This is a genomic window from Streptomyces hokutonensis (genome assembly GCF_042751305.1).
Taxonomy (GTDB): Bacteria; Actinomycetota; Actinomycetes; order Streptomycetales; family Streptomycetaceae; genus Streptomyces; species Streptomyces hokutonensis_A.
In genome coordinates, this window is record NZ_JBHYWD010000008.1 from 45074 (window position 1) to 67694 (window position 22621).

The 22621-nt window shown below is 72.2% G+C and carries 21 protein-coding genes and 1 pseudogene; 11 read left to right on the plus strand and 11 right to left on the minus strand.

Going from position 1 to position 22621, the window contains the following annotated elements; genetic code table 11:
• Positions 1–2: 2 nt before the first annotated feature.
• Genes ACFXC1_RS22000 through ACFXC1_RS22010 form a run of 3 tightly spaced genes read right to left on the minus strand, consistent with a single transcriptional unit; the run spans position 3 to position 3642 of the window.
• On the minus strand, positions 3–1721 hold the full coding sequence (locus ACFXC1_RS22000; protein ID WP_381245035.1) for an L-aspartate oxidase: 1719 nt from the start codon (positions 1719–1721) through the stop codon (positions 3–5).
• Positions 1718–2725 (minus strand): pantoate--beta-alanine ligase, encoded by a 1008-nt coding sequence (gene panC / locus ACFXC1_RS22005; RefSeq protein ID WP_381245037.1) that lies wholly within the window; start codon positions 2723–2725, stop codon positions 1718–1720. The genes ACFXC1_RS22000 and panC overlap by 4 nt, the downstream gene beginning before the upstream one ends.
• A complete protein-coding gene (locus ACFXC1_RS22010) occupies positions 2722–3642 on the minus strand; it encodes a Rossmann-like and DUF2520 domain-containing protein (RefSeq protein ID WP_381245039.1) in 921 nt (306 codons plus the stop codon). Before ACFXC1_RS22010 ends, panC begins: the two co-directional genes overlap by 4 nt.
• Positions 3643–3827: 185 nt before the next feature.
• Here ACFXC1_RS22010 and ACFXC1_RS22015 point away from each other — a divergent pair, with 185 nt between their 5' ends.
• Entirely contained in the window at positions 3828–5024 is a 1197-nt protein-coding gene (locus tag ACFXC1_RS22015) for a threonine aldolase family protein (protein ID WP_381245040.1), read from the plus strand.
• A 34-nt stretch (positions 5025–5058) separates the two neighbouring features.
• Here ACFXC1_RS22015 and ACFXC1_RS22020 read toward each other — a convergent pair whose 3' ends face one another.
• A complete protein-coding gene (locus tag ACFXC1_RS22020; protein WP_381245041.1) occupies positions 5059–5277 on the minus strand; it encodes a hypothetical protein in 219 nt (72 codons plus the stop codon).
• A gap of 184 nt (positions 5278–5461) precedes the next feature.
• On the opposite strand from ACFXC1_RS22020, the gene ACFXC1_RS22025 reads away from it, so the two are divergent.
• Positions 5462–6571, plus strand: coding sequence for a DUF5937 family protein (locus ACFXC1_RS22025; protein ID WP_381245043.1), 1110 nt, complete (start codon positions 5462–5464; stop codon positions 6569–6571).
• Between the two features lie 16 nt (positions 6572–6587).
• On the opposite strand, the gene ACFXC1_RS22030 is transcribed toward ACFXC1_RS22025, so the two are convergent.
• Positions 6588–7259, minus strand: a complete 672-nt coding sequence (locus tag ACFXC1_RS22030) for a response regulator (RefSeq protein WP_019075449.1) — start codon at positions 7257–7259, stop codon at positions 6588–6590.
• Positions 7260–7375: 116 nt separating this feature from the next.
• Positions 7376–8581: a sensor histidine kinase gene (locus ACFXC1_RS22035; RefSeq protein ID WP_381245045.1), complete on the minus strand. Its 1206-nt coding sequence runs from the start codon at positions 8579–8581 to the stop codon at positions 7376–7378.
• Between the two features lie 118 nt (positions 8582–8699).
• Here ACFXC1_RS22035 and ACFXC1_RS22040 point away from each other — a divergent pair, with 118 nt between their 5' ends.
• A complete protein-coding gene (locus ACFXC1_RS22040; protein WP_381245047.1) occupies positions 8700–9719 on the plus strand; it encodes an SAM-dependent methyltransferase in 1020 nt (339 codons plus the stop codon).
• Positions 9720–9737: 18 nt separating this feature from the next.
• On the opposite strand, the gene ACFXC1_RS22045 is transcribed toward ACFXC1_RS22040, so the two are convergent.
• Entirely contained in the window at positions 9738–10889 is a 1152-nt protein-coding gene (locus tag ACFXC1_RS22045) for an NADH-quinone oxidoreductase subunit D (protein ID WP_262063103.1), read from the minus strand.
• Positions 10890–10920: 31 nt separating this feature from the next.
• Here ACFXC1_RS22045 and ACFXC1_RS22050 point away from each other — a divergent pair, with 31 nt between their 5' ends.
• Together ACFXC1_RS22050 and ACFXC1_RS22055 are read left to right on the plus strand one after the other, a co-directional pair.
• Positions 10921–11421 carry a PH domain-containing protein gene (locus ACFXC1_RS22050; protein WP_381245049.1) on the plus strand — a complete coding sequence of 167 codons (501 nt, stop codon included), beginning with the start codon at positions 10921–10923 and terminating at the stop codon, positions 11419–11421.
• Positions 11418–12773, plus strand: a complete 1356-nt coding sequence (locus ACFXC1_RS22055; RefSeq protein WP_381245051.1) for a PH domain-containing protein — start codon at positions 11418–11420, stop codon at positions 12771–12773. The genes ACFXC1_RS22050 and ACFXC1_RS22055 overlap by 4 nt, the downstream gene beginning before the upstream one ends.
• Before the next feature lie 22 nt (positions 12774–12795).
• On the opposite strand, the gene ACFXC1_RS22060 is transcribed toward ACFXC1_RS22055, so the two are convergent.
• The gene (locus ACFXC1_RS22060; RefSeq protein WP_381245053.1) at positions 12796–14085 is read right to left on the minus strand and encodes a prolipoprotein diacylglyceryl transferase; all 1290 of its coding nucleotides are present in this window, start codon (positions 14083–14085) and stop codon (positions 12796–12798) included.
• Between the two features lie 94 nt (positions 14086–14179).
• On the minus strand, positions 14180–15310 hold the full coding sequence (locus ACFXC1_RS22065) for an alpha/beta hydrolase (RefSeq protein ID WP_381245055.1): 1131 nt from the start codon (positions 15308–15310) through the stop codon (positions 14180–14182).
• A 223-nt stretch (positions 15311–15533) separates the two neighbouring features.
• Between ACFXC1_RS22065 and ACFXC1_RS22070 the strand changes: the two genes are divergently transcribed.
• The 6 genes from ACFXC1_RS22070 to ACFXC1_RS22095 all read left to right on the plus strand — a co-directional run bounded on the left by ACFXC1_RS22070 (position 15534) and on the right by ACFXC1_RS22095 (position 20657).
• Positions 15534–17345, plus strand: coding sequence for a phosphatidylglycerol lysyltransferase domain-containing protein (locus tag ACFXC1_RS22070; protein ID WP_381245057.1), 1812 nt, complete (start codon positions 15534–15536; stop codon positions 17343–17345).
• A gap of 119 nt (positions 17346–17464) precedes the next feature.
• Positions 17465–18373, plus strand: coding sequence for a dihydropteroate synthase (folP, locus tag ACFXC1_RS22075; protein ID WP_381245059.1), 909 nt, complete (start codon positions 17465–17467; stop codon positions 18371–18373).
• The gene (locus ACFXC1_RS22080) at positions 18370–18873 is read left to right on the plus strand and encodes a nuclear transport factor 2 family protein (RefSeq protein ID WP_381245060.1); all 504 of its coding nucleotides are present in this window, start codon (positions 18370–18372) and stop codon (positions 18871–18873) included. The genes folP and ACFXC1_RS22080 overlap by 4 nt, the downstream gene beginning before the upstream one ends.
• Positions 18874–19141: 268 nt before the next feature.
• Entirely contained in the window at positions 19142–19501 is a 360-nt protein-coding gene (gene folB, locus ACFXC1_RS22085) for a dihydroneopterin aldolase (protein ID WP_019070215.1), read from the plus strand.
• Entirely contained in the window at positions 19498–20109 is a 612-nt protein-coding gene (folK, locus tag ACFXC1_RS22090) for a 2-amino-4-hydroxy-6-hydroxymethyldihydropteridine diphosphokinase (RefSeq protein WP_019070216.1), read from the plus strand. Before folB ends, folK begins: the two co-directional genes overlap by 4 nt.
• A 59-nt stretch (positions 20110–20168) precedes the next feature.
• Complete coding sequence (locus ACFXC1_RS22095; RefSeq protein ID WP_026178785.1) at positions 20169–20657, plus strand: DUF3180 domain-containing protein; 489 nt, start codon at positions 20169–20171, stop codon at positions 20655–20657.
• Between the two features lie 107 nt (positions 20658–20764).
• Here ACFXC1_RS22095 and folE read toward each other — a convergent pair whose 3' ends face one another.
• Together folE and ACFXC1_RS22105 are read right to left on the minus strand one after the other, a co-directional pair.
• Positions 20765–21370 (minus strand): GTP cyclohydrolase I FolE, encoded by a 606-nt coding sequence (gene folE, locus ACFXC1_RS22100; RefSeq protein ID WP_381245063.1) that lies wholly within the window; start codon positions 21368–21370, stop codon positions 20765–20767.
• 132 nt (positions 21371–21502) lie between these two features.
• Positions 21503–22522: pseudogene (locus ACFXC1_RS22105) on the minus strand (ATP-dependent metallopeptidase FtsH/Yme1/Tma family protein); the annotation flags it as partial.
• Positions 22523–22621: the final 99 nt, after the last annotated feature.

Here is a 22621-nt window from a genome sequence, read left to right on the forward strand (position 1 = left end):
TGTCACTGCTCCTGGGGACGGTGCTGCCGGGTCGGGGGGAAGTCTGCGGTGTCCGTGGTGTGCACGGCCAGCGTGCGGTCGGGATTCAGCCGTACGACGATGTGGCGGCGCCAGGCGCTGTCGTCGCGCTCGGCGTGGTCCTCGCGCCAGTGGCAGCCCCGGGTCTCCTCGCGCCGGGCGGCGGCGGTGACCAGGACGCGGGCCACGCACAGGAGGTTGGTGGCCTCCCAGGTGTCGACACCGGGCTCGGCGGTCTTGCCGTTCTCGTCGAGCGCGTCACGGGCGTCGGTGTGCAGCTGCTGGAGTTGTCCGGCGGCCTTGGCGAGGGAGTCGGCGGAGCGCAGGACGCCCGCGCCCTCGGTCATGATCCGCTGGATCGCGAAGCGGGCCTCGGGGGCGAGCAACGGGTGGGCGGGCTTCTGGGGGTGCGGGACCGGTTCGGGCACGCGCGCGTGGAGGGCGTTCTCCGCCTGGCTCGCGGTGATGTCGGCGACGATGCGCTCGGCGTAGACGAGGCCTTCGAGGAGGGAGTTGGAGGCGAGCCGGTTCGCGCCGTGCACCCCGGTGCAGGCGACCTCACCGCACGCGTAGAGGCCGGGGACGGTCGTACGGCCCCGGGAATCGGTGCGGACGCCGCCGGAGGCGTAGTGGGCGGCGGGGGCGACCGGGACGGGCTCGGTGACCGGGTCGATGCCGTGGCTGCGGCAGGCGGCGAGGATCGTCGGGAAGCGGTTCTCCCACATGTCGGCGCCGAAGTGCCGGGCGTCGAGGAACATGTGCTCGGCGTCCTGCTCCAGCATGCGCCGCGTGATGCCCTTGGCGACGATGTCCCGGGGCGCCAGCTCGGCCAGTTCGTGCTGGCCCATCATGAAGCGCACGCCGTCGGCGTCGACCAGGTGGGCGCCCTCGCCGCGCACCGCCTCGGAGACCAGGGGCTGCTGGCCCTCCGCGTCGGCGCCGAGGAAGAGCACGGTGGGGTGGAACTGCACGAACTCCAGGTCGGAGACCTCGGCCCCCGCGCGGAGGGCGAGCGCGACCCCGTCGCCGGTCGACACGGACGGGTTGGTCGTCGCCGAGAAGACCTGCCCCATGCCGCCGGTCGCGAGGACCACGGCGGGCGCGTGCACGGCGCCCACGCCGTCGTGCTGCCCCTCGCCCATGACGTGCAGGCTCACGCCCGCCGTCCGCCCTTCGGCGTCCGTCAGGAGGTCCAGCACGAGCGCGTTCTCGATGGTGCGCACGCCACGCGCGTGCACGGCCTCGACGAGCGCCCGGGAGACCTCCGCGCCGGTCGCGTCGCCGCCCGCGTGCGCGATGCGGCGCCGGTGGTGGCCGCCCTCGCGGGCCAGCTCCAGTCCTCCTTCGGAGGACTCGTCGAAGTGGGCGCCGGTCTCGATGAGCCGCCGTACGGCGTCGGGGCCCTCGGTGACGAGGATCCGTACGGCCTCCTCGTCGCACAGGCCCGCGCCGGCCACCAGGGTGTCGTCCAGGTGCTGTTCGGGGGTGTCGCCCTCCCCGAGGGCGGCGGCGATGCCGCCCTGGGCCCAGCGAGTGGAGCCGTCGTCGAGGCGGGCCTTCGTGACGACGACCGTCCGCAGACCCGCCGCCTCGCAGCGCAGGGCCGCGGTCAGACCGGCCACTCCGGAGCCGACGACCACCACGTCCGCGGCGATGGACCACCCGGGGGCGGGGGCGTGCAGTCGTATGCCTGTGCTGGTCACGAGGCGGCTCCGAGGGTTCCGAAAGCGAGTGGGATGTTGTCGATCAGCCGGGTCGTCCCGACCCGGGCGGCGACGGCGAGGACGGCCTCGCCGGTGAAGTCCTCGTCCACGTCGGTGAAGTCGGACGGGTCGACCAGGGCGAGGTAGTCCAGGGCGAGCGGCGGGTCGAGGCGGGCGGCGTCGTCGAGAACCAGGCGGGCGGCCGCGCGGATGGACGCCGGGCCGCCGGGGCCGGGGGCGGCCTTGGCGACGGCGTGCGCGTCGGCCGCCGCGCGGGACTCCCCTATGGCGCTGAGCGCCTCGGCACGCGCGTGCGTGGCGGGCACTTCGCGGGCCCGCGCGCGCAGCGCCTCCTGGGCGGCGTGCCGGTCGCGGCCGGCGAACAGGGCCTGGGAGAGGGCGAGTGCGGTGCGCCGCTCCTGGGCGGACAGATAGCGGTTGCGGCTGGACAGGGCCAGGCCGTCGGCCTCGCGCACGGTCGGCACGCCGACGATCTCGATGCCGAAGTTCAGGTCGCGCACCATGCGGCGGATCAGGGCGAGCTGCTGGGCGTCCTTCTGGCCGAACAGGGCGGTGTCGGGGCGGGTGAGGTGTAGCAGCTTGGCGACGACGGTGAGCATGCCGTCGAAGTGGCCGGGGCGGACCGCACCCTCCAGGCGTTCGCCCATGGGGCCCGCCGAGATGCGGACCTGGGGTTCGCCGCCGGGGTAGACCTCGTCCACGGAGGGGGCGAACACGACGTCGGCGCCCGCCTGCTCGGCGATCTTGAGGTCGGCGTCCAGGGTGCGCGGATAGCGGTCGAGGTCCTCGCCCTCGCCGAACTGCAGCGGGTTCACGAAGACGGTGACCACGACCTCGCCGTCCGGTCCGGCGAGTTCGCGCGCGGTGCGGACCAGGGTGGCGTGGCCCTCGTGCAGTGCGCCCATCGTCATGACGACGACGCGCCGGCCCGCACGCGTGCGTGCGTGCAGTTCGTCGGCGGTACGCAGCAGGGTGGTGGTCATCCGGCATCTCCCTCGGTGCCGTTGGCGAGGACTCCGAGGAGGTCCTCGGCGAGTTCCGGCTTGAGCAGCCCGTGGGCCAGCGCCCGGTCGGCGGTCGCTCGGGCCATCGCCAGATAACCGGCGACGGTCTGCGGGGCGTGCTTGCGCAGCTCGGTGACGTGGGCGGCGACGGTGCCCGCGTCCCCGCGCGCGACGGGGCCGGTCAGTGCCGCGTCGCCAGAGCGCAGGGCGTTGTCCAGGGCGGCGCCGAGAAGCGGGCCGAGCATGCGGTCGGGGGCCTCGACGCCGGCCGTGCGCAGCAGCTCCATGGACTCGGCGACGAGGGTGACCAGGTGATTGGCCCCCAGCGCGAGGGCCGCGTGGTAGAGCGGGCGGTTCTCCTCGGCGATCCACTCGGGTTCGCCGCCCATCTCGATCACCAGGGCCTCGGCGGCCAGCCGCAGCTCCTCGGGCGCGGTGACCCCGAAGGAGCACCCGGCGAGCCGCTGGACGTCCACAGGAGTCCCCGTGAAGGTCATCGCGGGGTGCAGGGCCAGCGGCAGCGCGCCGACGCGCAGAGCGGGGTCCAGGACCTTCGCGCCGTACCGCCCGGAGGTGTGCACCAGGAGCTGCCCGGGGCGTACGGCACCGGTCTCGGCGAGGCCCTCCACGAGGCCCGGCAGGGCGTCGTCCGGGACGGTGAGCAGCACCAGGTCGGCGCGGTCCAGGACCTGCGCGGGCGTGAGGACCGGCACGTCGGGGAGCATCAGCGCGGCCCGTCGCCTGGAGGCGTCGGAGACCCCGGAGACGGCGACCGGGCGGTGCCCGGCGAGCTGGAGGGACGCGGCCAGTGCGGGGCCCACGCGGCCGGCGCCGACGACACCGACGGCGAGCCGCGCGGGGCGGTCCTTGGGCTCTGGCTGTTGGAATGTACTCACGCGAGTGCGGCCTTCCCGTTCCAGTCCGCTCCGGGTACCGGACGATTTCTCGTCATGTTAACGCGATCGGTTCGAGGGGCGTCCGGTTGTCCACAGGCTGTGGGTTGTCGCACAGTCCCGGCGGACGGGAAGGCCGGCGGAAACCCAGGTGCCCGAACGGATGTGCGCCGGGCATCATCCGGAGCATGAGCGATGCGGCGGAGCAGAGTGACCAGCAGGCGGAACCGGCGACCGACGAGGAACGGAACCTGGAGCGCCGTAAACGGCGTATCGCCGCGACCCGGAACGCCGAGCGGGCCCTCGCGCGCCTCGGGTTCCTGAGCCCCCTCCGGGAGCGGCTCGCCTTCGTGCAGGAGGCGGCCGAGTTGCACGACCTGGACGGGGCGTCGGACATGTACGGCAATGAGGTCGTCGAGACCCTGGAGAAGCGGGTCGCCGAACTGCTCGGCAAGGAGGCCGCCGCCTTCTTCCCCACGGGCACGATGGCACAGCAGGTGGCCCTGCGCTGCTGGGCGGGCCGCACCGGGAACCCTGTGGTCGCCCTGCACCCGCTGTCCCACCCCGAAGTGCACGAACGGCACGCCCTCAGCCAGGTCAGCGGCCTGCGCCCGGTCCATGTGACGGGCGAGCCCCGGCAGCCGACCGCCGACGAGGTGCACGACTTCCCGGAGCCCTTCGGGACGCTGATGCTCGAACTGCCCCTCCGGGACGCCGGTTTCGTCCTGCCCTCCTGGGAGGAACTCTCCGCCGTCGTCGACGCCGCGCACGAACGCGACGCGGTGGTCCACTTCGACGGCGCCCGCCTGTGGGAGTCCACCGCCCACTTCGGCCGCCCGCTCGACGAGATCGCGGGCCTGGCGGACAGCGTCTACGTGTCGTTCTACAAGTCCCTCGACGCCCTCGGCGGCGCCGCGCTCGCCGGCCCGAAGACCCTGATCGACGAGGCGAAGACCTGGCGGCATCGCTACGGAGGCATGGTCTTCCAGCAGTTCCCCACCGTGCTGACCGCCCTCGCGGGCCTGGACCGCGAGCTGCCCAGGCTGCCCGCGTACGTCGCCCACGCGCGCGTGATCGCCGAGGCGCTCCGCGAGGGATTCGCCGCGGCGGGCGTGCCGTGGATACGCATCCACCCCGAACAACCGCACACCCACGACTTCCAGGTCTGGCTGCCGTACGACCGCGACGCCGTCACGGAGGCCGCGATCCGGACGACGGAGGAGACGAGGACCGCCCTGTTCTCCAATCCCTGGGACGCGAAGGGCCCTGGGCTGGCCGTGACAGAGGTCTACGTACGGGCCGCCGCCCTGGAGTGGACGGCCGACGACGTGAAGACGGCGGTCGCGGACTTCGTGCTCCGCCTGAAGGAGGAGACCGGCGGCTGAGCGGCGGCGGCCGACAGGCCGGGCCTGACGGGCGTCAACAGGTGGGGCGGGGCCGCCGCCGGTGGAGCCACCGGCGCCAACGGTCTCCCGCGGCCGGGCGTGGGCGGGCGCTCCGCGACGACCGCGCGGAACCGCAGGTGGCCCCGCCGCGCGCGGTGCGCCAGTCGTGGGCGCTGGGCGTGAGCGGCAATGGGACCTCGCCGAGCCGCCGGGCGCGGTAGGTGGCGAGGACGTACTGCCGGGTGACGCTCATGTCTCCGGGCCGCGCCGCCGCCCGGCGGCCGTCGCGGGGGGTGTGTGGGCGCGGGGGGGGGCGGCGCGGGGGTGTCGGTGGCGGCGCGCGCCCCCCCCGCCCCGGGGGGGCGGGCGCGGAGGGGGGGGCGGCGCCCCCACCCCCCCCCGGGGGCGTTGTCAGTGGTGGGGTGCACGATGGGGACATGAGCGTGCACATCGACATCACGGGGCTGCGGCAGGAGCAGGTCGTCTTCGCGACCTCGCCCCTGGGCGAGCTGTGCATGGCGCTGCACGCGATGTCGGAGCCGGGGCACCATCCCGGCCTTCAGGGGTGGGTGGCCGGCGTCACCGCGCGGCTGGACCCGCATCTGGCGGACCGGATGTGCGAGGCGGACTTCCTGTGGCGGTCGACGTTCTCCGACCTGTTCCTGCCGTACGCGGGCATTCCGGGCCGCAGCACGCTCCCCGGGGCGACGCTCGCCGAAGAGCTGGACCTGGTGGACAAGCTGACGGACGAGCAGTTCGTGGACGCGGCGCTGGAGTTCACCACCTGCGCCCTCACCTACAGCACCGGCGGACCCGGCCCGCTCTCGGACGCCACGATCAGGCTGCGCGCCCTGGAGCAGGCCGCGACCCGCGGCCCGCGTCAACTGGCGTTCACCGAGCGGCTGTTGGCCAACCCACCGCGGACCAGGGCCTGGCTGCGGCAGTTCCTGGAGGACTGCGACGAGGCGTTCTTCGCGGAGACCTGGTCCCGGATGCAGCACCAGCTCGCGGCCGACGCCCGCCACAAGACGGACCTTCTGCGGCACAAGGGCCTGGCCGAGGCGCTGACGTCGATGTCCACGGCGGTGACGCTCGACGAGAGCGCCACCCGCATCACGGTCGACAAGCTCGGCGACGGCCGTACGGCGACCCAGGACGGCGGCCTCCTCCTGGTCCCCACCAGCCTGGGCTGGCCGCATCTGACGGTCCTGTACCGCTACGGCTGGCAGCCCGTCGTGCACTACCCCGTGGGGTCGCCCAAGTTCGCCGCACCGACCTCCCTGGAGCAGCTGACCCTGCGGATGACCGCCCTGTCCCACCCGGTCCGTATGCGCCTGTGCCGCAGCCTGGCCCGCACCGCGTTCACCACCAGCGAGCTGACCCAGGTGCACAACATGACCGCCCCGGAGATATCCCGCCACCTCGGCGTCCTGAAGAAGGCCGGACTGATCACCACCCGCCGCCGCGGCCGCTACGTCCTGCACCAGCTGGACGTGACGATGGTGGCCCGCCTGGGCAGCGACTTCTTGGAGGGCATCCTCAGGTAGGCGAGGTCACCGGGCCTCAGCCGTGCCCGCCCGCCCGCACCAGCCCCGTCTCGTAGGCCAGGACGACCACCTGGACCCGGTCCCGCAGGCCGAGCTTGGTCAGGATGCGGCCGACATGGGTCTTCACGGTCGCCTCCGACAGCACCAGACGGGCCGCGATCTCGCCGTTGGACAGCCCCTGGGCGACGAGGATCATGACCTCGCGCTCGCGCTCGGTGAGCCGCTCCAGCTCCTTGTGCTGCGGTTCCTTGCCGGCGGAGGGCAGCATCGGTGCGAAGCGGTCCAGGAGCCGGCGGGTCGTCGAGGGCGCCACCACCGCGTCGCCGCTGTGCACGGAGCGGATCGCGGTGAGGAGTTCGCCGGGCGGCACGTCCTTGAGCATGAACCCGGAGGCACCGGCCTTCAGCCCGGAGAAGGCGTACTCGTCGAGGTCGAAGGTGGTCAGGATCAGCACCTTCGGCGGGTTCTCGCCCTGGCAGATGCGGCGGGTGGTCTCCACCCCGTCCAGCTTCGGCATACGGACGTCCATCAGCACCACGTCGACCGCGGTCGCGGCCAGCACCTGAAGGGCCTCGACACCGTCGCCCGCCTCCGCGACGACCTCCATGTCCGGCTGGGCGGCGAGCACCATCCGGAAACCGGTGCGCAGCAGCACCTGGTCGTCGACGAGCATCACGCGGATCGTCATCGGGTCCTCTTCCGTTCCGTCAGCAGGATCGTTCAACAATTCATTCAACAGGTGGAGGCCGTTCAACAGGTCGTTCAACAATTCGTTACAGGTGTCAGTAGTCGGCGTACGAAAGATCAGTGAGCGGGTTTCAGCGGCAGCAGGGCGCTGATGCGGAACCCGCCGCCCGGGCGCGGGCCCGCGTCCAGGGTGCCCCCGACCATGCCGACCCGCTCGCGCATACCGATCAGACCATGCCCCTGGCCGTCGACGCCGCCCTCCTCGTACAGCTCGTGCGGGGCGCCCTTGCCGTCGTCCTCGACGAGCAGCCCGAGACCGTCGTCGAAGTACACCAGCCGCACACTGGCGCCCGTGTTCGGCCCCCCGTGCTTGCGGGTGTTAGTGAGGGCCTCCTGCACGATCCGGTACGCCGTCAGCTCGACGCCGCTGGGCAGCGGGCGCGGGGTGCCCTCGACCTTGAAGTCGACGGGCAGTCCGGAGGTACGGCACTGCTGGACCAGGTCGTCGATCTGCTCGACGTCCGGCTGCGGAACGTACTCGCCGGCCTCCTTGTGCTCGCCGGTGCGCAGCACGCCCAGCAGGCGGCGCATCTCCGCGAGGGCCTGGCGGCCGGTGGAGGAGATCGTCTCCAGGGCCTTCTTCGCCTGGTCCGGCGCGGAGTCCAGGACGTAGGCGGCGCCGTCGGCCTGGACCACCATCACCGACACGTTGTGCGCGACCACGTCGTGCAGCTCACGGGCGATCCGGGCGCGCTCGGCGGCGACCGCGACCTTCGCCTGCGCCTCGCGCTCCTTCTCCAGGCGGGCGGCACGCTCCTCCAGCTGCGCGAAGTACGCGCGCCGGGTGCGCATCGAGTCGCCCAGCACCCAGGCCAGCGCGAACGGCACCGTCTGGAAGACCGCGAGCGCGACCAGCCCGGCGGAGCTGGTGTGCTCCTGGGGCCAGCGGATCTGCGACAGGGTCGCCGCGCCCAGACCGCTCGCCAGGGCGAAGCGGGAGGCCCAGCGGGCCCCGACCGCGGCGACCGTGTAGACGATCACCAGCATGGCGAAGTCGGCCGCCACGGGCTCGATGTCGAGGACCAACTGCGCGAGCCCCGTCACCAGGACCACGACGAGCACCTTCTCCGGCCAGCGGCGGCGCAGCGCGATCGCCACACACATGACGGCGGACACCGCGAGCGCGCCCGCGGCCGTCCCGTGCCGGCCCGAGGCGTAGCTGGTACTTGCGATGCTCACGCCGCTCAGCCCCAGCAGGAAGACAGCCCAGAAGGTGTCGACCCATGTCGGGTGTCTGCGGAGGAAGTCGTAGAGGCGCTGCACGTAACCCAGCGTAGGGAAGCGTGAAGTGTGCCGGGGTCAACCGGAGGATCGATCCGTATACGCCCGGCGTACTCCCCAAGGTGGAGGCCCGGTTGTCCTGTGCACTTAATCTGGCCCCGTGACGGACGACACTGCGGCCCGGTGGCGCGGCTGGCGGGCGGCGGCCGAGGACGCGCTCTACGGGCCCGAGGGGTTCTACCGGAGGCCCGAGGGACCCGCCGGGCACTTCCGTACGTCCGTGCACGCGTCGGCGCTCTTCGCCGGGGCCGTGGCACGGCTGCTGTGCCGGGTGGACGAGGCGCTGGACCGGCCGGCCGCGCTGGACCTCGTGGACCTGGGCGCGGGCCGCGGTGAGCTGGTGACCGGTGTGCTCGCCGCGCTGCCCGCCGGAGTGGCGGCACGCGTGCGTGCGTACGGCGTCGAGATCGCCGACCGCCCCGAGGGACTCGATCCCCGCGTCGAGTGGCTGACCGACCCCCCGAAGGGGATCACCGGGCTGCTGTTCGCCAACGAGTGGCTGGACAACGTACCCGCGGAGGTCGCCGAGGTGGACTCCGGCGGCCTGGCGCGGCTCGTTCTCGTACGGCAGGACGGGACCGAACGGCTCGGGAAACCGGTCGCCGGTGCGGACGCCGAGTGGCTCGCGCGGTGGTGGCCCCTGGCCCCCGAGGAGGGGCTGCGCGCCGAGATCGGGCTCCCCAGGGACACGGCCTGGGCGTCCGCCGTCGCCACCGTCGAGCGGGGGCTCGCGGTCGCCGTCGACTACGCGCACACCCTGGACACACGCCCCCCGTTCGGCACGCTCACCGGCTTCCGCGAGGGCCGCGAGACGGCACCCGTGCCGGACGCCTCGTGCGACATCACCGCGCACGTCGCCCTGGACGCCTGCGCGAGGGCCTCGACTTCAGCGGGCGCGCTCCCCGGCGCACGCCTGCTCACCCAACGCGCCGCACTGCGCGCCCTGGGCGTCACAGGCGCGCGCCCCCCGCTCACGCTGGCCTCCACCGACCCGGCGGGGTACGTCCGCGCTCTCGCGGGCGCCGGAGAAGCCGCCGAACTCACCGCACCGGGCGGCCTCGGCGACTTCGGCTGGCTCGTGCAGTCGGTTGGAATTCCGGACCCGCTGCACGAGCCGTGAACGCCCTCTACTTGTCGCCTACTTGTCGATGTCCCCGACCACGAAGAACAACGACCCCAGAATCGCCACCATGTCCGCCACCAGCGTCCCCGGCAGCAGCACCGCGAGGGCCTGGATGTTGTTGTAGGACGCCGAGCGCAGCTTCAGCCGGTACGGGGTCTTCTCGCCCTTGCTGACGAGGTAGTACCCGTTGATGCCGAGCGGGTTCTCGGTCCACGCGTAGGTGTGCCCCTCGGGCGCCTTGAGGACCTTCGGGAGCCGCTGGTTGATCGGCCCCGGCTCCAGCTCGGCGAGCCGGTCGAGGCAGGCGTCCGCGAGGTCGAGGGCGTTGTGGGTCTGCTCCAGGAGCACTTCGAAGCGGGCGAGACAGTCGCCCTCCTGACGCGTGACGACCTTCAGGGTGTCCTGGAGCTCGCCGTACGCGAGATACGGCTCGTCGCGCCGCAGGTCGAAGTCGACGCCCGAGGCACGCGCGATGGGCCCGCTCACGCCGTACGCGTGCACGGCCTCCGCCGACAGCGCGCCGACGCCCCGCGTGCGCCCGCGGAAGATCTCGTTGCCGAGCACCAGGTCGTCGAAGCGGTCCATCCGGGAGCGCACGGCGGCGACGGCCTCACGCGCGCGGGAGGCCCATCCGGCGGGCAGGTCCTCCTTGAGGCCGCCGACGCGGTTGAACATGTAGTGCATGCGCCCGCCGGAGACCTCCTCCATGACGTTCTGGAGGACCTCGCGCTCCCGGAACGCGTAGAACACCGGGGTGATGCCGCCGAGTTCGAGGGGGTAGGACCCCAGGAACATCAGGTGGTTGAGCACCCGGTTCAGCTCGGCGAGCAGGGTGCGCGTCCACACCGCGCGCGGGGGCACCTCCATGCCGAGCATGCGCTCCACCGCGAGGACCACGCCCAGCTCGTTCGAAAACGCCGACAGCCAGTCGTGACGGTTGGCGAGCATGATGATCTGGCGGTAGTCGCGCGCCTCGAAGAGCTTCTCGGCGCCCCGGTGCATGTAACCGATCACCGGCTCCGCGTGCTGGATGCGCTCGCCGTCCAGGACGAGCCGCAGCCGCAGCACTCCGTGCGTGGAGGGGTGCTGGGGGCCGATGTTGAGCACCATGTCGGTGCTTTCCGCGGCGCCGCCGATCCCGACCGTGGTCTCCGTCGTGGGAGTCATGGACACAGTCTCTCGTACGTACGCTTGCCGCATGGAAACGGGGACTGCCGCGCAGGACGACGCGGCGCGCGAGCCGGTGTGGACCGGGCTGCCGCCGGGGCTGCTGAAGATGCGGCGGATGCTGGTGGTGGTGTGGCTGGGGGTGCTGACCGTCGCCCTGGGGGTGCCGCTGGGCCTGTTCGCCGGCCCGGGGTGGGCGGCGTTCGCGCTGCTGCCGCTCGGTGTCATGGCGTGGGGCTGGGTGTTCCTGGGCCGCAACTGGCGCTCCTGGCGGTACGCCGAGCGCGCCGACGACCTGCTCATCAGCAAGGGCGTGCTGTGGCACCACGAGACGATCGTGCCGTACGGGCGGATGCAGCTCGTGGAGGTGACCTCGGGACCCGTGGAGCGGCACTTCGGGCTCGCGAGCGTGCAGCTGCACACGGCCGCCGCGGCCACCGACGCGACCATCCCGGGGCTGGACCCGGCCGAGGCCGAACGGCTGCGCGACCGGCTCACCGAGCTCGGCGAGGCCCGATCGGCGGGGCTGTGACGACGCCGGGCGCCGACAAGGACGTACCCGGGGCCGCAGCGGTCGTACGGGAACAAGTGCCCGTGGTGGAGCGGCGGTTGCATCCGGTGACGCCGTTGCGCCGGGCGTGGGCGCCGGTCGCCGTCATCATCGGGTGGGCGGTGCACGACCCCAACCAGGCGCAGGAACAGCTGACGAAGCTGACCACCGTCACGCTCCTGATCGCGCTGGCCGTGATAGTGCCGGCCGCCGGCCTGTACGGCTTCCTGACCTGGTGGTTCACCCACTTCGCGGTGACCGACACCGAACTGCGCATCCGTACTGGCCTGTTGTTCCGGCGCACGGCGCACATCCGGCTGGAGCGCATCCAGGCGGTCGACGTGACACAGCCGCTCCTCGCGCGCGTGGCGGGCGTCGCCAAGCTGAAGCTGGACGTCGTAGGGACCGACAAGAAGGACGAACTGGCCTTCCTCGGCGAGGGCGAGGCGCGGGCGCTGCGGGCCGAACTCCTCGCGCGGGCGGCCGGGTTCGCGCCCGAGACCGCCCACGAGGTCGGCGAGGCACCCTCGCAGCAACTGCTGCACGTGCCGGCCGGGGTCCTCGCGGTGTCCCTGGTACTGACCGGCGCCACCTGGGGATCGCTGGCCGCCGCACTCGTCGTACCGCCGCTGCTGTGGCTCGCCACCCACAGCGTGTGGACGGTCCTCGCGACCGCGCTGCCGCTGCTGGGCGCGGCGGGCGCGAGCAGCGTGGGGCGGTTCGTCGGCGAGTACGACTGGACGGTGGGCGAGTCCCCGGACGGGCTCCGCATCGACCACGGGCTACTGGACCGCACCCACGAGACGGTGCCGCCGGGGCGGGTGCAGACCGTGCGGATCGTGGAGCCGCTGCTGTGGCGGCGGCGCGGCTGGGTGCGGGTCGAGCTGGACGTGGCCGGCTCGTCCAACTCCGTGCTGGTGCCGGTCGCGCCGCGCGAGATCGCCGAGTCGGTCGTCGCGCGCGTGCTGCCCGGTGTGACGGTGCCGCCGCGCTCGGCGCTGTCCCGGCCGCCGCGCAGGGCGGCCCGGTGCGTGCCGCTGTGGTGGCGCGGCTACGGCCTCGCGGTCACCGACACGGTGTTCGTGGCCCGGCACGGACTGCTGCGCCGCAGCACGGCACTGGTGCCGCACGCGAAGGTGCAGAGCGTACGGCTCACGCAAGGGCCCTGGGAGCGGCTCTGGGGGCTTGCCGAGGTCCATGTGGACACCGGGGCCAACGAGACCGTCACAGCCCGTCTGCGGGGCGCGGACGAGGCCGCGGAGCTGCTCCGCGGCCAGGCCGAGCGCTCCCGGACGAGCCGCCGGGACGCCCGCCCGGACCGCTGGATGGCCTGACGCCCGGTCAGGACCCGGTCGGTCAGGAAGCCGCGCTGCGCAGTCCGGGAAGGTTGATCTGCTCGGTCTCGTCGTGCGCCGTCAGGTCGATGACCTGGACCGCGCCGACGCCCCGGGACCGCTCGTCGGCCGGCTTGAACTGCGCCTCGGCCTCCGCCTTGTGCACCGCCAGGGCCTCCTGGCCCACGACGTCGGCGAGGTCCTCGTTCTGGACGGCGTCCATCTCGGCGGACGCCGCGCCCTTCTGCATGCCGAAGAAGTCGAAGCCGCCCTCGACCATCGGCCGCCGCACGGGAGCCGCCGGGACCACCGCCACCGCGGTCGGCACGGTGAAGTGCCCGGACGGGTGCGCGGGTTGGGCGGACTTCGCGGCCGGGGGGACGGCGGCCGAGTGCTCCTGCCCGTCGACCGCCTCGGGCTTCCCCTCCGCCTCGTCCTCCTGCGCGGCCTCCGAGTCGGCCGCCGGGCCGCCGGTGGCCTCCACCGGTGCGGGCTCGGCCGGCGCGGAGTCGTCGTGCTTCGGTGCGGGCGCCGCGGCCTCGGCGGCGTCGTCGTCGAGCCGTACCAGCGCGGCCTGGGCCCGCAGGAACAGTTTGGACCCCTCCGGGGAGAACACCGGTGAAGCCGCCGGCTTCTTCTCCGCGACGGCCTCGGAGCCGGACTGCTCGTCGGACTCCTCGTCGGCGTCCTCGGCGTCCGTCGCGGACTCGACCGGGGCAGCCACAGCCCCGGTGTCGTCCGACTCGGTGTCGTCGTCGGCGTCGTCCTGGAGTTCCACGAGATCCAGGTCCACGTCCGCCGGGACCTCGTCGTCGCCGTCCACCGCGACCGGCGGCAACGCGCGCGTGGCGGGTTCCGCGGCCTCTATCTCCAGCAGGCGGCGGCCCTCCAGGGCGCTGGCGCGCTCGGTCTCCGCCGTGGCGTACCGGCGCAGCAGTGCCGCGTGTTCGTTGCGCAGGCCCGCGAGCTCGGTGCGCTTGGCGCGCAGCTTGTGCTCCAGCTTGACCCGCAGTTCGCGCGACTCGTCGAGGTCGGACTCGAGTTCGGCGAGCCGCTCCTCGTAGCGCCACTCGTCGCTCGTACGCGCGCGTACCAGGTCGGCGACCTGTTTGCCCGCCTGAGTGTCCCAGCGGCGCATGACGGCCGCCCCGACGAGCGCGGTCGCGGCGGCTATCGCGGCGACTATGCGCAGCGCGGCGGCTTGGGAGAAGACCCATGGCCCGAAGGCGCAGACGAGCGACACGCCTGCGATCGCCGAGGGTGGCAACAGCCGGTGCAACGGCGGGGAATGGCGGTGACGTCCACGTGGCATGGCCAGAAACTTACCGCGCGTAGGCGAATCGTGGTGGCCCGCCCGGTAAAAACACAGCCACCCCTCATGTCTCACCTCGGTTCAACGGTCCCTTTCAGCCGTTGCCGAGCCGTCCGCTCAACCATTCCAGGGTCGCCGGGATCTCCCGCCGCCAGGTGTTGAAGTTGTGGCCGCCGCTGTCCAGGATGATCGACGCGATACGGGTGGAGTTGTTGGCCCTCACCTTGTCGATGAATTTCAGGGTGTCCTTGTAGTTGTGCTCCCCGGCCTTGCTGCTGGTGACGAGCAGTGAGGTGTCGGGCGCGGCCCGGTGCTTGAGGTACCACCACAGGTTCGCCTCGTTCCGCAGCGTCCCGTCGCCCTGGAACAGGTCACCCGTGGTGGGGTCGGTCGGCGCCTTGTAGTACGGCGACAGGCCGGCGCCCGCCGCGTACACCCCGGGGTGGTGCATCGCGAGCTTCAGGGCGCAGTAACCGCCCGTGGAATCACCGACGATGCCCCAGCTCCCGGGCTTTTTGCCCACCCTGTAGTGGGCCGTCACGGCATCCGGGAGATCCTTGGCGAAGAAGGACTCGGTGTGCGGTCCGCCCGGGACGTCCACGCACTCCGTGTCGCGCGGGGGCGCCACCGTGGGCCGCAGCATGACCAGGATCATCGGCCGCATCCTGCCGTCCTTGGCCAGTTGCAGTGCCGTGCGCGGGTAGTTGAGCTTGTCGACCAGCGCCTGGGCGGTGCCCGGGTACCCCGTGAGGACTACTGTCGCGGGGAACGTGCGAGTGCGGTACCGCGGCTGGAAGTACTCCGGCGGCAGATACACATAGGCCGGGGAGGCGATGTGAGTCGTACGGCCCACTATGTCGACGCGCTGCACCTGGCCCACGCTGCTCGGCAGGGAGGCGCCGCCCGGGGCGTCCACCCGCCGGGTGCCGACCACGTGGAGCGGGCCGCCCGCGCCCCGGAGCGCAGTGTGGTCGACGACCACTCCCTGGTCGGTCTCCCTGCCGAACAGGTCGGACCAGCTGGCGTAGAAGCCGAAGGCCTGGTTGGCGCCGAGGCCCACCGAGACGAAGAGCACCAACTGCGTTGCCAGGAGCAGGCCCACGCGTCCGCTGACGGCCCGCCAGTTGCGCCGGGCCAGCCGCGGCCACAGCCATACAGTGCCGACGAACAGCAGCACGGCGCACACGAACGCCAGTGCCAGCACCTTGTTGCTCGTGAGTCCCATGTACTGTTCCCGCCTGCGCTCTCCGCCCGGCGGCACACAACCTTCGCGCGCCTTTGCCCCGGGCTTTCCACTGCCTTTGAACCGGCTTTCCGGTGAGGAAGGAACCTCCTTCCCCTAGACACCGTCCTAGAGGGCGCAATGTCGCCGGATGCCCGAATCGGGCCCGGATCCAAGGTCTCTCGCAGAACTACGGGATGCGATGTCTGTCAGGATAGATGGGGAAATGTCGGGTGGGGTTCCGAGCCGGTCAGGCCGGGTCCGGCGCATAGTCCGAGGTCCGCGCCCCGAGGTCGTTCCCACGCTCGTCGCCAGGGCCTGCGCCCTCGTCGGCCTGCTGGACATCGCCGCGGGGGTGTTCCCGCGCTTCCGGCACAGCCGTATGCACACCATGGCCGAGGTGCTGCCGGGTGCGCTCGGCCCCTTCGCCGCCGCGCTCTCGCTCAGCGCCGGTGTGCTGTTGCTGCTCCTCGCGCACGGGCTCAGGCGGCGCAAGCGGCGGGCCTGGCGGGCCGCGGTGGCGCTGCTGCCGGCGGGCGCGGTGGCGCAGTTCGCGTACCGGCACTCGGTCATAGGAGTCGTGATCTCGGCCGCGCTGCTCGCACCGCTGCTGCTGCACCGCGACGAGTTCCGCGCGCTGCCCGACCCGCGCAGCAGGTGGCGCGCGCTCGCCAACTTCGTGCTCATGGGCGCCGGTTCGCTCGTCCTCGGACTGGTCATCGTCAGCGTCCACTCCAAGCGCATGGTCGGCGACCCGAGCCTGGCCGACCGGATCAGCCACGTCCTGTACGGCCTGTTCGGCTTCGAGGGACCGGTCGACTACGAGGGCAGCACCTCCTGGACGGTCGCCTTCTCCCTGGGCGCCCTGGGGCTGCTCACTGCCGTGACGACGATCTACCTCGCCTTCCGGCCCGAACACCCGGCCGCCCGCCTCACCCCGGAGGACGAGACGCAGTTGCGCGCCCTCCTGGAGAAGCACGGCCGCCGCGACTCGCTCGGCCACTTCGCGCTGCGCCGCGACAAGGCCGTCGTCTTCTCGCCCAGCGGCAAGGCGGCCGTGACGTACCGCGTCGTCTCCGGAGTGATGCTCGCCAGTGGTGACCCCATCGGCGACGTGGAGGCCTGGCCGGGTGCCATCGAGCGGTTCATGGACGAGGCGAAGGCTCACTCCTGGACGCCGGCCGTCATGGGCTGCTCCGAGACGGGCGGCGAGGTGTGGACCCGCGAGACCGGCCTCGACGCCCTCGAACTCGGCGACGAGGCGGTGGTCGACGTGGCGGATTTCTCGCTCGCCGGGCGCGCGATGCGCAACGTACGCCAAATGGTGAAGCGCATCGAGCGGGCCGGCTACGAAACCCGGGTACGGCGTGTACGTGACGTCAGCGAAGGCGAGCTGGAGCGGATCCGGCTCGCCTCGGAGGCCTGGCGCGGTACCGACACCGAGCGCGGCTTCTCCATGGCGCTGGGCCGCATCGGCGACCCCGCCGACGGCGACTGCTTCATCGCGACCGCCCACAAGGCCGACGAACAGCCGGGCGAGTACGGCGACCTGAAGGCGATCCTGCACTTCGTGCCCTGGGGCACCGACGGCATGTCCCTGGACCTGATGCGCCGCGACCGCGCTGCCGACCCGGGGATGAACGAGCTGCTGATCGTCGCCTCCCTCCAGGCGGCACCGAAGCTCGGCATCACGCGCGTGTCGCTCAACTTCGCGATGTTCCGCGCGGCCCTCGCGCGCGGCGAGAAGATCGGCGCGGGCCCGGTGCTGCGCGCCTGGCGCGGACTGCTGGTCTTCCTCTCGCGCTGGTTCCAGATCGAGTCCCTGTACAAGTTCAACGCCAAGTTCCAGCCCCGCTGGGAGCCGCGCTTCGTCGTCTACCGCGCCTCCGGCGACCTCCCCCGCATCGGCTTCGCCGCGATGCAGGCCGAGGGCTTCGTCAACCTCGCCCTCCCCCTGCCCCGCTTCCTCCGCCGCCGTGCGGCCACGGCTCCGGCCTGCGCCCACGGCCTCGCGGAGCGGGATGTGCGGGCCGCTTGACCGACCGGGCCGGTCCGGGCGCGCACCCCGCCTCCGCGCGGGGCGGGATCGCCCGGACCGGCCCCTTCGCGTTCAGCCCGCGGGACCGTCGCCCCTCCCCCAAGGCCTACGCTGAACGTATGAGCAAGCAGAGCGGGCGCGGGCGCGTCGCGGGCCTTCCGGAATGGGACCGGTGCGCGGTCATGGGGGTCGTGAACGTCACCCCTGATTCCTTCTCCGACGGCGGCCGCTTCTTCGACACCACGGCCGCCGTCAAACGCGGCCTCGGCCTGGTCACCGAAGGCGCCGACCTCGTGGACGTCGGCGGCGAGTCCACCCGCCCCGGCGCCACCCGCGTCGACGAGGCGGAGGAACTCAAACGCGTCATCCCCGTAGTGCGCGGTCTCGCCTCCGAGGGCGTCACCGTCTCCGTCGACACCATGCGCGCCTCCGTCGCCGAACAGGCCCTCACCGCCGGCGCCGTCCTGGTCAACGACGTCAGCGGCGGCCTCGCCGACCCCGCGATGATCCCGGTCGTCGCCGCTTCCGGCGCCCCCTTCGTCGTCATGCACTGGCGCGGCTTCCTGGAGGGCGGCAACGTCAGGGGGGTCTACGACGACGTCGTCACCGAGGTCGTCGACGAGCTGCACGCGCGCGTGGAGGCCGTTCTCGCCGGGGGTGTCGCCCCCGACCGCATCGTCGTCGACCCGGGCCTCGGCTTCTCCAAGGACGCCGAGCACGACCTCGTCCTCCTCGCCCACCTCGACCGGCTGCTCGGCCTCGGCCACCCCCTGCTCGTCGCCGCCTCCCGCAAGCGGTTCCTCGGCCATGTCCTCGCCGGCCCCGAGGGAGCGCCCCCGCCGGCGCGCGAGCGCGACGCCGCCACCGCCGCCGTCTCCGCACTCGCGGCGCACGCCGGCGCATGGGCGGTGCGCGTCCACGAGGTGCACGCCACCGCGGACGCCGTACGCGTCGCACGCGCCGTCGAGGGAGCGCGCGCCCTCGGCGCCCGCACGGCCTCGCACACCAGCTCAGAGGGAGCCCGGTGAGCGCCCCCCACACCGACGTCGAGCAGGTGGAACTCGCCAACACCGCGTTCTACGAGACCCTTGAGCGCGGCGACTTCGACGAGCTGTCCGCGCTCTGGCTCACCCCGGCCGACCTGGGCGTCGACGAGGAGTACCACGACCCCGCGGACACCGGCGTGATCTCCTGCGTGCACCCGGGCTGGCCGGTGCTCACCGGGCGCGGCGAGGTCCTGCGGTCGTACGCGCTGATCATGGCGAACACCGAGTACATCCAGTTCTTCCTGACCGACGTGCACGTCTCGGTGACCGGCGACACCGCCCTGGTCACCTGCACGGAGAACATCCTCAGCGGCGGCCCGTCCCCCGACGACAGCGACGAACTCGGCCCCCTCGTCGGCCAGCTCGTGGTCGCCACGAACGTGTTCCGGCGCACCCCCGAGGGCTGGAAGCTCTGGTCGCACCACGCGTCCCCGGTCCTGGCCGAGAACGACGAGGACGAGGGCGACGAGTCACCCTCCTGAGCGGGCAGGCGGCTCAGGAGGAGCCGGCCGGGACCCATCAGGAGCAAGAAGTGGTTGGAATCACGAACCGGCGGGTAGGGGCGGCTACCGACCCATGAGCCGCCGGGTTCCCCGGGGGAAACGGTCGGCGAATCCTGCGGGCCCGGACGGCGCCCACGCCCTCGCGGCCCGGCACTGTCAGTGCCCGCAGGTAGATTCGTTCGAGGCCGGTGCACCGCCCGCACCCGGTACGAACCGGCCACCACCGACGATTGCAGGAGTGATTCGCGTGGATCGTGTCGCGCTGAGCGGCCTCAAGGCCCGCGGGTACCACGGCGTGTTCCCGAAGGAGCGCGAGGAGGGCCAGACCTTCATCGTGGACCTGGTCCTCGGCCTGGACACCCGGCCGGCCGCCGCCGACGACGACCTGACGAAGACCGTGCACTACGGCATCGTGGCCGAGGAGGTCGTGGCCGTCGTCCAGGGCGAGCCGGTCAACCTCATCGAGACCCTCGCCGAGCGCATCGCGCAGACCTGCCTGAAGCACGAAGGGGTCGAGGAGGTCGAGGTCCGCGTCCACAAGCCGGACGCCCCGATCACCGTCCCCTTCGACGACGTGACCGTCACCATCACCCGGAGCCGAGTATGACCTTCTCGTTCACCGAGGGTCACAGCGACCCGACCGTCCAGCCGGTGCCCGCCTCCGTGGTGCGCCAGGTGGACGCCGCCGACACCACGCTCAGCAACCCGAAGCGCGCCGTCATCTCCATCGGCGCCAACCTCGGCAACCGCCTGGAGACCCTTCAGGGCGCCATCGACGCCCTGGAGGACACCCCCGGCGTCCGCATCAAAGCCGTGTCGCCCGTCTACGAGACGGAGCCCTGGGGCGTCGAGCCCGGCAGCCAGCCCTCGTACTTCAACGCCGTCGTCGTCCTCAAGACCACCCTGCCGCCGTCCTCCCTGCTGGAGCGGGCGCACGCGGTCGAGGAGGCCTTCCACCGGGTCCGCGAGGAGCGCTGGGGCGCGCGCACGCTCGACGTCGACATCGTCGCGTACGCCGACGTGGTCTCCGACGACCCCGTGCTGACGCTCCCCCACCCGCGCGCCCACGAACGGGCCTTCGTGCTCGTCCCCTGGCACGACGTGGAACCCGAGGCGCAGTTGCCCGGCCGCGGCCCGGTCGCCGCCCTCCTGGACGACATCACCCGTGACGGTGTCGCGCCCCGCAAGGACCTGGAACTCCGGCTGCCCGAGTAGTCGTTAAGGTCGAGACGACCACAACGCCCGGACAGGGCACGGGGAGCTGAAGGGACACCGTGAGAGAGCTGCGGATCAGGGTGCTGGCCGGCGTGTTCGTCGTCGCCGGAGTGCTGTCCTGGGCGGGTGCGCGACTGTGGAGCGCGGTGGGGACCCTCCCCAGCGTCCCGCTGGCCGCGCCGATCGTCCTCGCCGTGATCGCGGCGGTCCTGCTGGCCACGGCGCTCTCGCTCCGCGCCCGCCTCAAGGCACAGCGCGAGCGCCGCCCCGGCGCAAAGGGAGTCGACCCCCTGATGGCCGCCCGCGCGGTCGTCTTCGGCCAGGCCAGCGCCCTGGTCGCCGCCCTCGTCGCCGGCATGTACGGCGGCACGGGGGCCTACCTCCTGGAGTCCCTCGACATCCCGGCCCGCCGCGACCAGGCCATCTACGCCGGCTTCTCGGTCCTGGCGGGCATCGCGGTGATAGCGGCGGCGATCTTCCTGGAACGGGTGTGCAAGCTCCCTGAGGACGACGACAACAACGCGGCGGGGGCGACACCGGTCACCTGATCGCACCGTTCACTGGAGGCGCCCAAAGGGGCGCGGGGCTGTGTCGATCTGCGGCTCCGCCGCGTGGGCGCGACCAGCCACGACGGCGCCCCACCCGGCAAACGACCTCAGCGAGCCATAATCAAGCTCATCGCCTCATTACGGGTAGCCGAGTCCCGCAACTGACCCCGCACAGCCGACGTGATGGTCTTGGCCCCCGGCTTCCGCACCCCCCGCATAGACATGCACATGTGCTCGCACTCGACGACGACGATGACCCCCCGAGGCTCCAGGATCTTCATCAGGGAGTCGGCGATCTGCGTGGTGAGTCGTTCCTGCACCTGCGGCCGCCGGGCGTAGACATCCACCAGCCGGGCCAGCTTCGACAGCCCCGTGATCTTGCCGTCGGCGGACGGAATGTATCCGACATGGGCGACCCCGACGAACGGCACCAGATGATGCTCACACGAGCTCAGCACCTCGATGTCCTTCACCAGCACCATCTCGTCGTGCCCCAGGTCGAACGTCGTCGTCAGCACATCCTCGGGCTTCTGCCACAACCCCGCGAATATCTCCTTGTACGCCCGCGCCACCCGCCCCGGCGTCTCCCTCAGCCCCTCCCGGTCCGGGTCCTCGCCGACCGCGATCAGCAGTTCCCGTACGGCGTTCTCGGCGCGCTTCTCGTCGAAGACGCCGATCGCTCCGTCGCCGTCCAGCGTCACGGGGTCGGTCATGTCGTGCCTCGTTCCTGTGCGGGTCACGCGTGTGCGGACACACGCCTCAGTTGCGGGCATATGGAAAAGCCGCGCCCCCCAGGCTAAATCCAGGGGGGCGCGGCATCCATTTCAGGCCGTGTGAGACGCGCGTCAGTTGTCGGGGCGCTCCTCCGGGGCCTTCTCCAGCGTGGGAGAGGACTCGGCGGTCGCACCGGCGGTGATCGCGGGACCCGCGCCGTTCGATCCGTTCGTCAGTGACAACTCCTTGGGGGAGAGCACCGGCGGGCGGGTGGACGGCGTACGGCGGGAGGAGCCGGTCCACGAGGGGCGGGCCGGGCGCTTCACGATGGGAGCGAAGACCTCGGCGATCTGCTCCTTGTTCAGCGTCTCCTTCTCCAGCAGCTGGAGCACGAGCGCGTCGAGCACGTCACGGTTCTCGACCAGGATTTCCCAGGCCTCGTTGTGCGCGTTCTCGATGAGCTTCTTGACCTCTTCGTCGACGAGCGCGGCGACCTCTTCCGAGTAGTCGCGCGGGTGCGACATCTCCCGGCCCAGGAAGGGCTCGGTGTTGTCGCCGCCGAACTTGATCGCGCCGAGGCGCTCGGTCATGCCGTACTGCGTGACCATCGCGCGGGCCGTGGCGGTGGCCTTCTCGATGTCGTTCGCGGCACCCGTGGTCGGGTCGTGGAAGACGAGTTCCTCGGCCGCGCGACCGCCCAGCATGTAAGCGAGCTGGTCCAGCATCTCGTTGCGCGTGGTCGAGTACTTGTCCTCTTCGGGCAGGACCATCGTGTAGCCCAGAGCACGGCCTCGGGAGAGGATCGTGATCTTGTGGACCGGGTCGGAGTTGGGGGAGGCCGCCGCGACCAGGGCGTGTCCGCCCTCGTGGTACGCGGTGATCTTCTTCTCCTTGTCCGACATGATCCGGGTCCGCTTCTGCGGGCCCGCGACCACACGGTCGATCGCCTCGTCCAGCATGGCGTTGTCGATCAGCTTGCGGTTGCCGCGCGCGGTGAGCAGGGCGGCCTCGTTGAGGACGTTGCTCAGGTCCGCGCCGGTGAAGCCCGGCGTACGGCGGGCGACCGCGGAGAGGTCGACGTCCGGTGCGACCGGCTTGCCCTTCTGGTGAACCTTGAGGATCTCCAGACGGCCCTGCATGTCCGGGCGGGGGGGGGGGGGGGGCGCGCGCGGGGGGGGCGGGGGCGCGGGGCAGCCACGGAGAGAGGAGGATAGTTGGGGAGCGCGGCGCAGAGATCCTCGCCGACGCTC